13 protein-coding genes and 1 tRNA gene are annotated in these 13378 nt (G+C 64.4%); 6 read left to right on the forward strand and 8 right to left on the reverse strand.

Going from position 1 to position 13378, the window contains the following annotated elements; genetic code table 11:
- The first annotated feature begins 7 nt into the window (after positions 1–7).
- Together KBZ12_RS08140 and hslO are read left to right on the forward strand one after the other, a co-directional pair.
- Positions 8–661: an ABC transporter ATP-binding protein gene (locus KBZ12_RS08140; protein WP_254957420.1), complete on the forward strand. Its 654-nt coding sequence runs from the start codon at positions 8–10 to the stop codon at positions 659–661.
- Between the two features lie 25 nt (positions 662–686).
- A complete protein-coding gene (gene hslO, locus KBZ12_RS08145) occupies positions 687–1604 on the forward strand; it encodes an Hsp33 family molecular chaperone HslO (RefSeq protein WP_254957421.1) in 918 nt (305 codons plus the stop codon).
- A 25-nt stretch (positions 1605–1629) separates the two neighbouring features.
- Here the strand turns inward: hslO and KBZ12_RS08150 are convergent, their stop codons facing one another.
- From KBZ12_RS08150 to KBZ12_RS08165, 4 genes are all read right to left on the reverse strand, one after another.
- Positions 1630–2316 carry a CPP1-like family protein gene (locus KBZ12_RS08150; RefSeq protein ID WP_254957422.1) on the reverse strand — a complete coding sequence of 229 codons (687 nt, stop codon included), beginning with the start codon at positions 2314–2316 and terminating at the stop codon, positions 1630–1632.
- Positions 2317–2340: 24 nt separating this feature from the next.
- Entirely contained in the window at positions 2341–2580 is a 240-nt protein-coding gene (locus KBZ12_RS08155) for a hypothetical protein (protein WP_254957423.1), read from the reverse strand.
- A gap of 110 nt (positions 2581–2690) precedes the next feature.
- The gene (locus KBZ12_RS08160) at positions 2691–4343 is read right to left on the reverse strand and encodes a peptide chain release factor 3 (RefSeq protein WP_254957424.1); all 1653 of its coding nucleotides are present in this window, start codon (positions 4341–4343) and stop codon (positions 2691–2693) included.
- Entirely contained in the window at positions 4343–5035 is a 693-nt protein-coding gene (locus tag KBZ12_RS08165; protein ID WP_254957425.1) for a trans-aconitate 2-methyltransferase, read from the reverse strand. Before KBZ12_RS08165 ends, KBZ12_RS08160 begins: the two co-directional genes overlap by 1 nt.
- 144 nt (positions 5036–5179) lie before the next feature.
- Here KBZ12_RS08165 and nrdJ point away from each other — a divergent pair, with 144 nt between their 5' ends.
- Positions 5180–7537, forward strand: coding sequence for a ribonucleoside-triphosphate reductase, adenosylcobalamin-dependent (nrdJ, locus tag KBZ12_RS08170; protein WP_254957426.1), 2358 nt, complete (start codon positions 5180–5182; stop codon positions 7535–7537).
- 76 nt (positions 7538–7613) lie between these two features.
- On the opposite strand, the gene siaD is transcribed toward nrdJ, so the two are convergent.
- From siaD to KBZ12_RS08190, 4 genes are all read right to left on the reverse strand, one after another.
- Positions 7614–8471, reverse strand: a complete 858-nt coding sequence (siaD, locus tag KBZ12_RS08175; protein ID WP_254957428.1) for a biofilm regulation diguanylate cyclase SiaD — start codon at positions 8469–8471, stop codon at positions 7614–7616.
- A 1-nt stretch (position 8472) separates the two neighbouring features.
- Positions 8473–8868 (reverse strand): biofilm regulation phosphoprotein SiaC, encoded by a 396-nt coding sequence (gene siaC, locus KBZ12_RS08180; protein ID WP_254957429.1) that lies wholly within the window; start codon positions 8866–8868, stop codon positions 8473–8475.
- Between the two features lie 4 nt (positions 8869–8872).
- A complete protein-coding gene (siaB, locus tag KBZ12_RS08185; RefSeq protein ID WP_254957430.1) occupies positions 8873–9421 on the reverse strand; it encodes a biofilm regulation protein kinase SiaB in 549 nt (182 codons plus the stop codon).
- Positions 9422–9511: 90 nt separating this feature from the next.
- Positions 9512–10795 carry a SpoIIE family protein phosphatase gene (locus KBZ12_RS08190; RefSeq protein WP_254957432.1) on the reverse strand — a complete coding sequence of 428 codons (1284 nt, stop codon included), beginning with the start codon at positions 10793–10795 and terminating at the stop codon, positions 9512–9514.
- Positions 10796–10972: 177 nt separating this feature from the next.
- Here KBZ12_RS08190 and cax point away from each other — a divergent pair, with 177 nt between their 5' ends.
- The 3 genes from cax to KBZ12_RS08205 all read left to right on the forward strand — a co-directional run bounded on the left by cax (position 10973) and on the right by KBZ12_RS08205 (position 13366).
- On the forward strand, positions 10973–12085 hold the full coding sequence (cax, locus tag KBZ12_RS08195) for a calcium/proton exchanger (RefSeq protein ID WP_254957433.1): 1113 nt from the start codon (positions 10973–10975) through the stop codon (positions 12083–12085).
- The gene (locus KBZ12_RS08200; RefSeq protein ID WP_254957434.1) at positions 12082–13263 is read left to right on the forward strand and encodes a pentapeptide repeat-containing protein; all 1182 of its coding nucleotides are present in this window, start codon (positions 12082–12084) and stop codon (positions 13261–13263) included. The genes cax and KBZ12_RS08200 overlap by 4 nt, the downstream gene beginning before the upstream one ends.
- A gap of 18 nt (positions 13264–13281) precedes the next feature.
- Positions 13282–13366 (forward strand) — tRNA-Ser (locus KBZ12_RS08205).
- Positions 13367–13378 lie beyond the last annotated feature (12 nt).

The raw sequence follows: 13378 nt of genomic DNA on the forward strand, positions 1-13378 counted from the left end.
TGGGGCCATGCTCGATGTCCTCGGACTGCGGTACCACCCCGCCACGGCGCCGGCGCCGGTGCTGGCCGACGTCTCTCTGCAGTTGACGGCGGGATCCCCGGCCCTGGTGGCCGGCCGCAGCGGCAGTGGCAAGACCACCCTGCTGGAGGTGATCTGCGGTCTGGCCGAAGCCGATGCCGGTCGCTTCCTCTGGCAGGGCGAAGCTCTCAGCAGCCGTCAGCGCCGCTGGCTGTGCGGCCTGGTGTTCCAGTTCCCGGAACGCCATTTCCTCGGCCTGACGGTGGGTCAGGAGCTGAAGCTGGGCCAGCGCCGCCTCACCGCAGAGAAGGCCGAGGCCATCCTGGAGCAGGTGGGCCTCGGCAGCCTCTCCCTGCAGCAGGCGCCGGAGCGGCTCAGCGGCGGCCAGCAGCGCCGCCTGGCCCTGGCGGTCCAGCTGGTGCGCGACGCCCGGGTGCTGCTGCTGGATGAGCCCACCGCCGGCCTCGACTGGACCGTGCGGGAGGAGGTGCTCCAGCTGATTGCAGACCTCGCCAAGGATCGGGCTCTGTTGGTGGTCACCCACGAACCGGAACTGTTTCGGGGGGTGGTCGAGCGGGGCTGGCGGCTGGAGCAGGGAACCCTCAGGCCCCTGGAGGCGCTGCAATCCGGCTCCTTACGATGACCACCGGTTCGCAGGGGACGGCTTGATGGGGGATCGCATGCTGAGGGCCACCGGAGCTGGCGGCGGCATCCGGATGGTGGCGGTCACCACCACCTCTGCCATCCGCCAGGCCCGCGACCGCCACGGCCTCTCCTTCCTCACCACCGCCCTGCTGGGCCGGGCCATGACCGCGGGCCTGCTGCTGGCCAGCTCGATGAAGGTGGCCCATGGCCGGGTCAACCTCCGCATTCAGTCCGATGGACCCCTGCGGGGCCTGACGGTGGATGCGGGGCGGGATGGCACCGTGCGCGGCTACGTGGGTCGGCCGCAGCTCGAGTTGGATCTGCTGACCGATACGGCCGGCGGCCACCAGTTCGACTTTCGCCGCGCCACCGGCACCGGCTACCTGCATGTGGTGCGGGACCGGGGCCAGGGGGAACCCTTCAGCAGCACCGTCGAGCTGGTGAGTGGCGGCATCGGTGAGGACGTGGCCTCCTACCTGCTCCATTCCGAACAGACCCCCTCGGCCCTGTTCGTGGGCGAGACGATCGATAGCAGCGGCGTGCGCTGTGCCGGTGGGGTTCTGGTGCAGGTGCTGCCGAAGGCGGCGCGGGAACCGGCCCTGGTGGCGCTGCTGGAGGAGCGCTGCCGGGAAATCACCGGCTTCAGCGAGCGGCTCGCCGCCAATGCCCACCAGCTCCACGCCCTGTTCGAGGACATCTTTCCGGACCTCGATCCCCAGCCCCTCGAGGCGGGCTCGATCGAGCAGTCCGTGCAGTTCCACTGCCCCTGCAGCCGCCACCGCAGCGTCAGCGCTCTCAAGCTGCTGGGCCGCGATGAACTCACCGCCATGCTCCATGAGGATGGCCAGGCGGAGTTGACCTGCCATTTCTGCAATGAGGTGTACCGGGTGGAGGCCCCCGAGCTGCAGGAGCTGATTGACGAGTTGGCCCCCGTGGCCTGAGCCAGGGAGAGGCGAGCTGGGCCGATCAGGCGATCAGCAGGCCGCCGAGCAGCAGCAGCAGAATGGCTGGGAGGCTCTGCAGCTGCAGGGTGGTCACCGGCAGGGACTGGCTGAGGACGGGGCCCAGACCGCCCGCCAGCAGCCCGCCCAGCACCAGCCCCAGGCAGAGAAGCGCGAACGACCAGCCCACCGCCGCCAGGAACCGCCCATGGCGCCGCTGCAGGTTGAGCAGGGTGACCCCGGTGGCCAGGGCCGTCAGCAGCTCGGGGGCGGCTCCGGGCATCAGCACGAGCAGCAGCAGCAGCACGCCATCGGCCGTCAGGGGGAACCAGAGATCCCGGCCCGTGGCCAGCTGCAGCTGGGGCAGGGAGAAGCTGGGACGGGGAAGGCGGGAGGGGGGCAACTGGGGCAGGCTGGGCAGGGCGGAGAGGGCCGGCCGGCTCGGCGGTGGTGAGGCCTGTTCCCGCTGGGAGGCGGAGCGTGCAGCGCTGCTGACCCGGCCCTGCTGGCGTTCCTTCAGGCGATCCATCAGCACCGCGTCGTAGGCGGCTTCGATGCGGGATCTGACCAAGGGGTCGTCGCCGGCCTCGTCCAGCCGCGCCAGCTTCGCCTCCTGGACGGTGTCGAAGGAGGCATCGGCAGCGACGCCGAGTCGCTCGTAGGGATCGGAGGCGTCAGGGGCCTGCTGCGGCTGGTCGGATCCTTGGTTCATACAACCGAGCGTATCGAGACGAGGCTAAAAAAGCGGTTCGCTGCGGTGATATCCCGCTTCCTGTTGCAGTCGGCGTCGGCAGGCCTCCGCTTCCTCGATCGCCAGCGACCGGCGCCGTTTGAGCAGGGGCATCTGTGGGGGGAGGTGGCTGCCTTCTCGCATCTCCACGACCCCTTGCGAGGGCTGGAAACTGACGTAATCACTGCCCCCGTCGCTGCGGGGACGCACCAGCCAGAGCGGGAGTGGCGTCACGGATCGAGGCATCGCTGTGACCGTCCGTTGCGGCGTGACGAATTGTTGCTTCATTCTGCCCCCTCTGATCGTTCGGCGCGAGGGAGGGTTCCCTCCCATGGCCGGCGGCGGTGGCCCCCCGCTCAGAGGGCGATCGGCTCCACGCCGCTCACCACCGGTGCCACCCCATGCAGCTCCAGCTCGGGATGGTCCTCCTGCAGTTGATGCAGGTTCCAGTCGTTGCGGAACAGCAGCACCGGCCGGTCCCAGGCGTCGCGGACCGTCTTGCAGTTGAACAGGCGGCCGACGCTCTCCAGGGCCGGCCAGCCGCCGCTCACCCAGCGGGCGACGCTGAACTCGAGTGGTTCCAGCCGGCTGGTCACGCCGTATTCGTTCTCCAGCCGGTACTGCACCACTTCGAGCTGCAACTGGCCCACCGCTGCCAGGATCGGATCCCGCTTGCTGGGGTCCGTGTCGTAGAGCACCTGAACGGCTCCCTCTTCACGCAGCTCATTCACCCCCTTGCGGAAACTCTTGAACGCCGAGGGATTGGGGTTGCGCAGCCAGGCGAAGATTTCCGGGCTGAAGCAGGGAATGCCCTCGTATTCCACCCGGGTACCGGTGTAGAGGGTGTCGCCAATGGCGAACATGCCGGGATTGTTGAGGCCGATCACATCGCCGGGGTAGGCGTCTTCCACCACCTCCCGGTCCTGGCCGAACAGCTTCTGGGGGCGTGACAGGCGGAGGGTGCGCCCGCTGCGGGCATGGCGCACGTTCATATCCTTCTCGAAGCGGCCGCTGCAGACCCTCACGAAGGCCACCCGGTCCCGGTGGCGAGGGTCCATGTTGGCCTGCAGTTTGAAGACGAAGCCGCTGAACTCCGGCCGCAGTGGATCCACCGGTCCCTGGTCGCTCTCCCGGGCCACCGGGGGCTGGGCCAGCTCCAGAAAGGCATCGAGGAAGGGGCGGACACCGAAATTGGTCATCGCCGAACCGAAGAACACCGGGCTCAGCTCCCCGGCGTGCACCCGCTCCAGATCCAGTTCCGCTCCGGCACCCTCCACCAGCTCCAGTTCCTCCACGGCCAGCTCCAGCAACTCCGCCTCCACCAGCTTCTGACGGTCCGGATCGCCTGGGGCCAGGCGCCGCTCCAGGCTCTGACGGCCCCGTTCAGCCCGCTCAAACAGCAGCAGATCCTGCGAGCGCCGGTCGATCACGCCGCGGAACCGGTCGCCGCTGCCGATCGGCCAGTTCACCGGCCAGCAGGCCAACCCCAGCTCCTGTTCGATCTCATCGATCAGTTCCAGGGGCTCACGCCCCGGCCGGTCCATCTTGTTGATGAAGGTGAAGATCGGGATCCGCCGCATCCGGCAGACCTCGAACAGCTTGCGGGTCTGGGGCTCAAGGCCCTTGGCCGCGTCCACCAGCATCACGGCGTTGTCGGCGGCGGCCAGGGTCCGGTAAGTGTCCTCCGAGAAGTCCTGGTGGCCGGGGGTGTCGAGCAGGTTGATCGTGCTGCCGGCGTAGTCGAACTGGAGCACGGTGGAGGTGATTGAGATGCCGCGCTGCTTCTCCAGCTCCATCCAGTCGGAGGTCACCTTGCGCTGCTCCCCCTTGGCCTTCACCGCCCCGGCCTGCTGGATGGCGCCCCCGTAGAGCAGCAGTTTCTCGGTGAGGGTTGTCTTGCCGGCGTCGGGGTGGGAAATGATCGCAAAGTTGCGGCGCCGGCTCACCGCCGCCGCCAGTGCCGCGGCGTCGAAATCAGGAGCAGGGGCAGGGGAGGAGCTGGTGACCATCAGGCCAGCCTGCCAGGCTGGCTGGGGCCCTGGATCTCCAGGTACCGGTCGTCCACCTCCAGCACCTGCAGCCCGTCGAAACCGGCGGCCTCGAGTTGGGTCAGCACCTCGGAGCGGGTGAAGGCCGCCCGCAACGAATGGGCATAGTCCCTCCGCAGCACTTCCGGCGCCGAGTCGGTATGGCGGCGCACCAGGTCCTGCAGTTCCCCTTGGCTGGCCGGCCGCCTCAGATCCCTCACATAAACGTGGGTGGCCGGTCCTGAGAGCTGCCGCACGCTCCGCCAGAACACCCTCGGATCATGCAGATGGTGCAGCAGGCTGTTGCTGATCACGGCACTGCAGGGACCCTCCAGCTGCGGGCTCGGCAGCCGCCGCTGCAGGAAACGAAGGTGCCGGCTGGCGGCGGGATCGGCGCGCCGTCGCCGCTCGGCGATCCTCAGCATCGCGTCGGAGCCATCAAGGCCCAGCACGCTGGCTTCGGGCCATCGCCTGGCCAGCAGAAAGGTGATGTTGCCGGGCCCGCAGCCCAGATCCACAAAGCTGAGGCCCCCGCCATCCCCCTGCCCCCGGTCGCCCAGGAGGGCCTCGACCCTGCCAAGCACCGCCCGGTCGCTGCTGGAGAAATCCGCCGCGGCGTAGGCCTCGGTCTGCAGGACGTCCTGCATCAGCTCCGGTTCGCAGATCCGCTCCACCGGCCCGGCCTCCCTGTCCGACTTGGCGCTGTTCTACCCAGCCGAGGCCCCTCAACGGCCCAGGCACCGTGGCTGGTGGCGAGGCACCGTTGCAGACCCTACAGGTGGCGTTATGGTTTCCAGCACGCACCGGCTGTACCCACCGTGACCCTGTCTGCCGCCCGTCCAGTCACACCCGCCGAGGCGGCGACGTCATCCGCAAGCGACGACACCCTCACACCGGCGGCTGATTTCCCGGTGACCGCCCCAGCGGCCTATCCGGTCTTCTATCGCACTTACAGCCGCAAGACCCCAGCCGGCGGTCGGGAGAGCTGGCATGAGGTCGCCGAGCGCAACCTGGAAGGCCTGCGGGTCCTCGGCTCCCTCGAGGCGGACGAAGTGGAGCTGATCCGGCGCATGCAGCGCCACCAGATGGCACTCCCCTCCGGCCGCTGGCTGTGGATCGGTGGTACGGGCTGGATCGAACAACCCGAGAACTTCTCCGGGGCCTACAACTGCACCTCCACCAACCTGGTGGACTGGGAAGCCTTCGCCCTGATGATGGACCTGGCGATGATGGGCTGCGGCACTGGCGCCATCATTGAGCCCCATCTGATCAACCGACTGCCGAAGGTGCGAAACACCCTCGTCATTGATGGGGTCTCCGATATCGGTGTCACGCCGATCGGCTCTCGCCAGCAGCAGACCACCCACCGGATCGACGGCCAGCAGGTCAATGTGCGGGTGGGTGACACCCGAGCCGGCTGGGTGGAGAGCTACCGGCTGCTGCTCAACCTCTGCAGCGATGAGCGTTTCGACGGTCCGGTCCACGTGTCTGTCGACCTGTCCGATGTGCGGCCCGTGGGCGAAACCCTCAAGGGCTTCGGCGGCATGGCCAACCCCGTGAAGTTGAGAGATCTCTACGGCCGTGTCGCCCAGCTCCTCAACAGGGCCCAGGGCCGCCAGCTCACCTCGGTGGAGTGCTGCCTGCTGATCGATGAGGCAGCGGTAACGATTGTGGCCGGCAACATCCGCCGCAGCGCTGGCATGCGCCAGTTCTGCGCCGACGATGATTCCGCCCTCGGTGCCAAGGAGAACCTCTGGCAGCAGGACGCCCAAGGCAACTGGCGCATTGATCCCGAGCGTGATGCCCTGCGCATGGCCAACCACACCCGTGTGTTTCACGTTCGCCCCAGCCACGAGGTGGTGCTGGAAGCGGTCAACAAGCAGTTCCAGTCAGGCGAGGGCGCCATCCAGTTCGCTCCTGAAGCGATCGCCCGCTCCAATGCCGACCTCCTCACCACCCCCGAGCTGCGCACCGAGTTCATCGGCATCTACTGCGACCAGGGACGGGAGGAGGCCGGCCGCTGGCTGCAGCTGCACCACCCGCAGATCAGCGACGCCGAACTTGAGCACCGGCTTGGCCGCTACGGACTCAACCCCTGTGGTGAGATTCTTGGCGCCGATTTCCACTGCAACCTGGCCGAGATCCACCTCAACCGGATCGACCCGGCCGATCACCAGGCCCAGGCCGACGCCTTCAAGGCCGGTGGCCTGGCGGTGGCCTGCCTGCTGAATCATCGCTTTGAGGTTGAGCGTTACCGCCAGAGCCGGGCCTGGGATCCGATCGTGGGTGTCAGTTTCACCGGCCTGTTTGATTTCTTCGTGCATGCCTTCGGCACCCCCTGGTTGCAGTGGTGGGAGGCCGGTCGCCCGGACTCCGAAGAGGGTCGGGCGTTCCGGGCCGAAGAGGCGGCCTACCTGTCGCGCTGGAAGCAATGCGTCCATGACGCAGTGTGGGACTACTGCGATCGGCACGGCATGCGCCGTCCTAACCGTTGCACCACCGTCCAGCCGGCGGGCACCAAGAGCCTGCTCACCGGCGCCAGCCCCGGCTGGCATCCCCCCAAGGCCCAGCGCTTCATTCGACGCATCACCTTCCGCAAGAACGATCCGGTGGCGCTGGCCTGCATGGACTATGGCTATGCGATCGTTCCCTCCCAGTCGGACAAGGACGAACAGGGACGCCTGCTGAATGATCCCTTCGATCCACGCTGCACCGAGTGGCTGGTGGAGATCCCCACCGAGGTGAGCTGGGCCAATCTGCCTGGCGCCGATCAGGTGGAGATCAACAACTTCTCCGCCCTGGCCCAGTTCGACTTTTATATGCAGGTGCAACGTCACTTCACCACCCACAACACCTCGGCCACGGTGGAGTTCCGCGAGCATGAGATCGAGCCTTTGGCCGCCGCCATCCATCAGGCGATTGAGACTAGCGAAGGTTATATCTCTGCGGCCCTGCTGGCTCGCTTCGATGCCAATGCCACCTTCCCCAGATTGCCCTTCGAACCCATCGATCAAGCCACCTATCACCGAATGGTTGTTGAGGTGGAGCAACGCCGCCAGTGCGGGGATTTCTTTCTGGCTTTGCAGAAGTACGACCGAGGTGAATCGATCGAAGCCGGCCCAGCCGGCTGTGACTCCGACAAGTGCCTGCTGCCGCTGGCCATACCCGAAAACTGAGCGTCAGGAGAGGCGGAGGTGGCCGAGCCTTGCCTCGGTCGCCTGAATCTGGCCTCGGGGACTCTCGGCGCTTGGCCTATTCGACGCTCGAAACGAGCGTTCTGATCTCGCGATGACTGAGAGGATCGGTAGGATCAATAATCACCAGACGGTCGCGACCGCCACTCTTGGCCATGAGCAGGGCCTTGTCGGCACGGCGGAATGTAGCGTCATAATTCTCATCTGACCTGTGCTCAGTGAGGCCCATGCTGGCCGTCAGATTTAGTTCCCTGTCATCAATGGAAACCCGCATGTCACGGATGTTGGCCAACATTCGTTTGGCAACGATTTCAGCCGTGGAAAGATCGGCATCGATCAGAAGGGCCATGAATTCTTCCCCTCCCCAGCGGCCAATGATGTCGTAGTGACGTAAGCTGCTTAACAGGGCCTTGACGAAATCCACCAGCATCAGATCGCCGGTGGCGTGGCCATACTCGTCGTTGATCAACTTGAAGTGATCCACATCAAGGATGATCATTGAATAGGTGGAGCCATGTCGTGCGGCTCGTTGGTCTTCCTCTAGGCAGCGTTCGGCCATGAAGCGACGGTTAGAAATTCCCGTCAGCGAATCATGGGTTGAGGCCTCAAAAAGCGAAAGATTTAGTTCTTTGAGTGAGGCCTGGTAGAGGTCGGAAATCCGTACCACCCGCTTAATTTGGCGCAGTTGCTTTTCGTAGCGATTCGTCAGACTTCGATTGTTTTCTAGAACGTGCGACTGGTAGAGATCTGAGATGTCAGCCACCCTCTCCAGTCGGTCAACCTGCTCTTCAATCCGATTCCACAGGCGAGCCAATAGGTCACGCACAGGATCGTTGTCGTAGCGTTTATCGGCAAGAATTGCCATCACCTCCAGCTCCAACTGAACGTCAGCCTTTTGGATGGAGCGGTCGAACATGTTAGGCGTTAATAGAGAGAATCAAGAAGGGAAAGGTATAATCTTCTTTGAATTCAGAACCCAGCTCAGCGGAGCGTGGATTTCTATCGTCAAACATCCACTGCACCAATACTTCTTTCCCATTCTCGAAGGCTGTCTGTAGTAAATCAAAAATATCGATCATGAAACGAATGCTGCTGGTGTTGAGATAATTCAAGTGCAACTCCAGGGTCAGCGAGTGCTGGGCACTTGAAAGATAGGAGTCAATCCATTGAATCAGTTGGTCGTACAGTTCAAACGAATTCTCCGGATAGGATTCGCCGCTCATGACCACGACTCCAGCGTTCCAGTCCGCCCTGATCGAAGGGCTGGACTGCGAACCAGGCACGGAGAGATTGAGTTCTTCGGTACTGCTCATGGGATCAGATGATGGCCCGAAGGCTGAAGAAGGCACGGCCGGGCTCAAGGGGATCAAGGGAGGCCTCCATGGGTTGGCTTGAACGCCTGGCAATCTCGATCAGACCCAGACCGGCTCCCTGCCCGGGGGTCTGGCTGTGGGGTTGGCGTAACTGCTGTTTGTAGAGCCGCTTCAGTTGGGCCTTGTCGCAGTCTGCGAGTTCGTGGATCCGCTGGATCAAGGCCTGTCCGTCCTCAATCTGTACGAGGTTACCTGCGCATACGGCATAATGGCCAGCTTCCGCAGCGGCGATCACAACCGTCGCGGAGGATTCGGCGTCGCTGAAGCCGCAACAAGTTGCATAATTCCTGATATTCTGGCTCATCTCGATATAAACGCTGAACACATCCATGACCTCCAGTTCGGAGGCGTGATTGGATTCTATATGTTCTTTTAGGGCGGATCCGATCTCCCCGATCAAGGTGGTGGAGATGGGACCGTTGAAGCAGATGAGGATCTGCTGATTGCTGAAGAACTCTCGTAGCGAGATTAAGTTGGTCGTGCTGATTGTCATCGCATTGCCTCCGCTTCGGACAGCGAAATGGTTCCCGTCAGTGGAGAAAGGGGCATGATGGTAATGGAATGGAGCATCAGGCAGCTCTCCCTAGGAGAAACGGAAGGAAAGGATGGTGATGTCATCCCGCTGGGGATGACGGCCCCGAAACTGGTCAAGGGCATCGGCGAGTGCCTGGCGCTGGCGATCCAGAGGTTGACGGGCTAACTGGATCAGCCATTCCTTGAACTGCTGGGTGCCCAGGGAAAAACCGTCCTCGCCACCCGATTGGTCGAGCAGGCCGTCGGTGGTCAGGTAGTAGGTGCAGTCTGGCAATAGTGGGATGTCGTGGTCGGTATAGGCACCGATGCGCTGACTGCAGATGGCGCGAGGATCTCCTCCGAGCATGTGCATGGTTTGCCCATCACTCCAATAGAGATTGATCTTCGCTCCCGAAAATCTAAGTGTCCTGGCTTCAAAGTCAAGGCGGACCAGGCCAATATCCATGCTGGTCGCGATGGACTTGCTCATTTTAGCCCCGAGCAAAAGGGTGCGCATTGCCCTATCGGTGCAGCTTAGAATTGCGGCAGGGGAAGTGATCCCAACTTCCATGATTGAGCGATCAATCCCTGCCCGGGCCAGCATCGTCATCATGGCGCCAGAGACCCCATGGCCGGCACAGTCGGCCACCCCGGCAAGGCAGTGGCCGCCTTCGGAGTGGAAGATGTAGTAGTCACCTCCAACCGTGTCCCGAGGCAGCCAGAGGATGAAATGGTCTTCGCCGAAAGTGTCCTGGAGTTGCCGATCCGGCAGGATCGAGCGCTGCAGCAGTCCGGCGTAGTTGATAGAGGACTCGATTTGTTGATTGGCTTCCATTAACTGCTGATTGCTGGTCTCTCCCGCCACCAGAGCATCACGCATCTTGACGAGCACCATGTTGAAGGCCTGGGCCAGCTTGGCGATTTCGTCGTTTCTCCGGATTTTCAGCAGGCTGGTCATGTCATTGCCTTCGATTTCACTGGCTTCTCGCACCAATCGTGCGATCGGCAGAATGATTCGCCGAGTGATGATCTGATAGGAGATGATCGCCAGTATGGCCAGCAACAACGTGAGAATCAACGAGACATAGCTCTCCGCAGAACGGGCTCCCGGAACCATCAGCAACTGGATGGCGGCAATCACCAAATACAACAGAACCAGCCCATTGACAATGGCAATGAGTGTGAACACCTGTTGAATCGAGGCCACTTTTCTTGGCGATGGCAACGGGTGAGCTTGTCGCGAGCTCCTGTTGTCGCTGCTGGCCTCGCCCCCCCCGTCTTCCGGAGGACGGACCGGGATCTTCATCGCCTGAGGATTCTTTAGGCCCGTGGTGGCCTTCAGGGTGTCGGGCAATCAGGAGAATGCTGCTGAATCCATTCTGCGCTGAAAGTCCCTGGTGCGCCGTCAACACCGCGACCCTGAAGGTCGTCGTAGGCCCACGATCCTGCAGCGTCCACGTTGATGGAGTGCCTGGCGATGGCCCCGTTGGTCAACAATCGGTCACAATGGGTCACCGAATCGGCCCCCTCCATGCCCGCTCGCCTGCGCATCGCCATCGGCCTGCTGGTGATGCTGCCGGTGGCAGCGGCCGCCGACCGGCTCCACTGGGGCGATGGGATCGTCTTCGTCACCTCGATCCTTTCGATCATCCCCCTGGCGATCCTGCTCAGCACCGCCACAGAGGAGCTGTCCATCACCCTTGGCCCCTCGATCGGGGCCCTGCTCAATGCCCTGTTCGGCAACGCAACCGAACTGATCATTGCCCTGGCAGCCCTGAAGGCCGGTCTGGTGGACATCGTCAAGGCCAGCATCACCGGGACGGTGATGGCCAACCTGCTGCTGGCCCTGGGCCTGTCGATGCTGGTGGGGGGCATCGGCCGCACTGAGCAACGCTTCCAGCCGGTGGTGGCCCGGGTCAACGGTTCGGCCATGACCCTGGCCGTTCTGGCGATCCTGATCCCGAGCCTGCGGGGGATGGTGGCTGGCGATGGGGGGCTGGATGCCGGCGCCGCCGAATCCTTTTCGCTGTTCGTGGCCTGGGTGCTGCTGGCCGTCTATGCCCTCACGCTGCTGTTCTCCTTGAAAACCCACCGCACTCTTTATGCGGTGGCGGAGGCCGACCTGCTCGAGGACGGAGCGGATCCAGACCACCCCGGCGCCAGTAGTCACCGCCCCCCCCTGCTGCCCTGGGTCGCCGTGCTGTTGGCGGCCACCGTTGGCCTGGCCTATGCCTCCGAGCTGTTTGTGGGCGTCGTCGAGACCGTCACCGAATCCCTCGGACTCTCGGCCCTGTTCACCGGTGTGATTCTGCTCCCCCTGCTGGGTGGTGCCGCCGAGTACCTCACCGCCGTGAGCATGGCGCGTAAGGACAAGATGGACCTGGCGGTGTCGGTGGCCCTGGGCTCCACCCTGCTGGTGGGGCTGCTGGTGGTGCCGGTGCTGCTGCTGGTGGCCCCCCTGCTCGGGCATCCGCTCGACCTCAGCTTCAACGTCTATGAGGTGGTGGCGGTGGCCACGGCCGTTCTGGTGAGCAACCTGGTCAGCCTCGACGGTCGCTCCGACTGGCTCGAGGGTGTGCTGCTGCTGGCCGCCTATGCCATCCTCGCCGCCGGGTTCTTCTTCCAGAGCAGCCCCCTGACATGAGCACAAAACCGGACGATTGCTCCCTGGCCGCCGCCGCTGGTCCGCCCCTGGCCCTGCGCGCCGGCGGCCCCTGGACGCGCCTGCTTCATGGGGCGGGGATGCAGTTGCTTCTGACCCTTCTGGTCCTGCTGGCGGCCCTGCTGCTGGGCCTGGCCTGGCTGGCCCTGGCGGCGGCCCTGCTGACGCTGGCCCTGGCCCTGCGCCAGCTTCTGCCGCCGCTCTGGCAGCTTCTGGTCCGCCACCTTGAAGACCCCCCCACGGTCCGGCTGGTGGCGACCCTCGCCCTGGTCCTGGCCCTGCTCTCGATTCCGCTGGCCCTCGGCTGGCTCGACCCGCTGCTGGCGATCTACCGCAACGGTGACTGGGAGGCGATCGGTGCCTTCGGCGAGGGGGTGATCGGGGCCGTCGGCTCGATCCTGGTGGCCTTGGTGGCCCTGATGATCGCCTGGCGCCAGGTGATGGTGGATCAGCGGCTTACCACCCAGCAGAACCGCATCACCCAGGCCCAGACGATTGACAGCTTCATCCATGGCATCTCGGAGCTGATCAGCGACGAGGAGGGGCTGCTGGAGGACTGGCCCCTGGAGCGCATGCTGGCGGAGGGACGTCTGGCGGCGGTTCTGAGCAGCATCGATGGCGACGGCAAGGCAAGGATCCTTCGCTTCCTCTCCCACGCCAGGCTTCTCACCCCCCTGCGCCGCGACCAGCGGCTGGGACGCGCCATCCTCGACGGCGAGGGCAGCTACGAAGAAGACCGGCCGAAGGGGGTTCCCGTCATCCGCTTGCAGAGCATGCTGCGGGGAGCTGATCTCGCCGGCACCGACCTGCGGGCCATCGACTTCAACGGTGCCGATCTCTCCGGCGCCGACCTCTCCGGCGCTGACCTGGCCGAGGCCAACCTGGCGGCCGTCAACCTCGTCGGGGCCAATCTCCAGGGCTCCTGCCTGCAGGCCACCCGGTTCTTTTACGGGGATGCCCTGGTGGCCACCCCGCACCAGGCCCAGATCGAGCCGGATCACACCGAGGGCATTGGCACCGGTGCCCGGGTGGAGAACGTCAATCTCAGTGGGGTTCGGCAGCTGGATCCGGGCAACCGCGCCTACCTGGCGGCCTGGTGCGGGGTTCGCTCCCGCCAGACTCTGCCTGGTGGCGTCAAGGGTCTCCCCAACCGGCTGTAAGGTCGGGCGATCCATCCTGGAGGGGTGGTCGAGTGGTTGATGGCTCCGGTCTTGAAAACCGGCGAGGTGAAAGCCTCCGCGGGTTCGAATCCCGCCCCCTCCGTCTTTCTCCCCA

Origin of the sequence: Cyanobium sp. Cruz CV13-4-11 (assembly GCF_024346055.1) — a bacterium.
In the GTDB taxonomy this organism is placed as follows: Bacteria; Cyanobacteriota; Cyanobacteriia; order PCC-6307; family Cyanobiaceae; genus Cyanobium.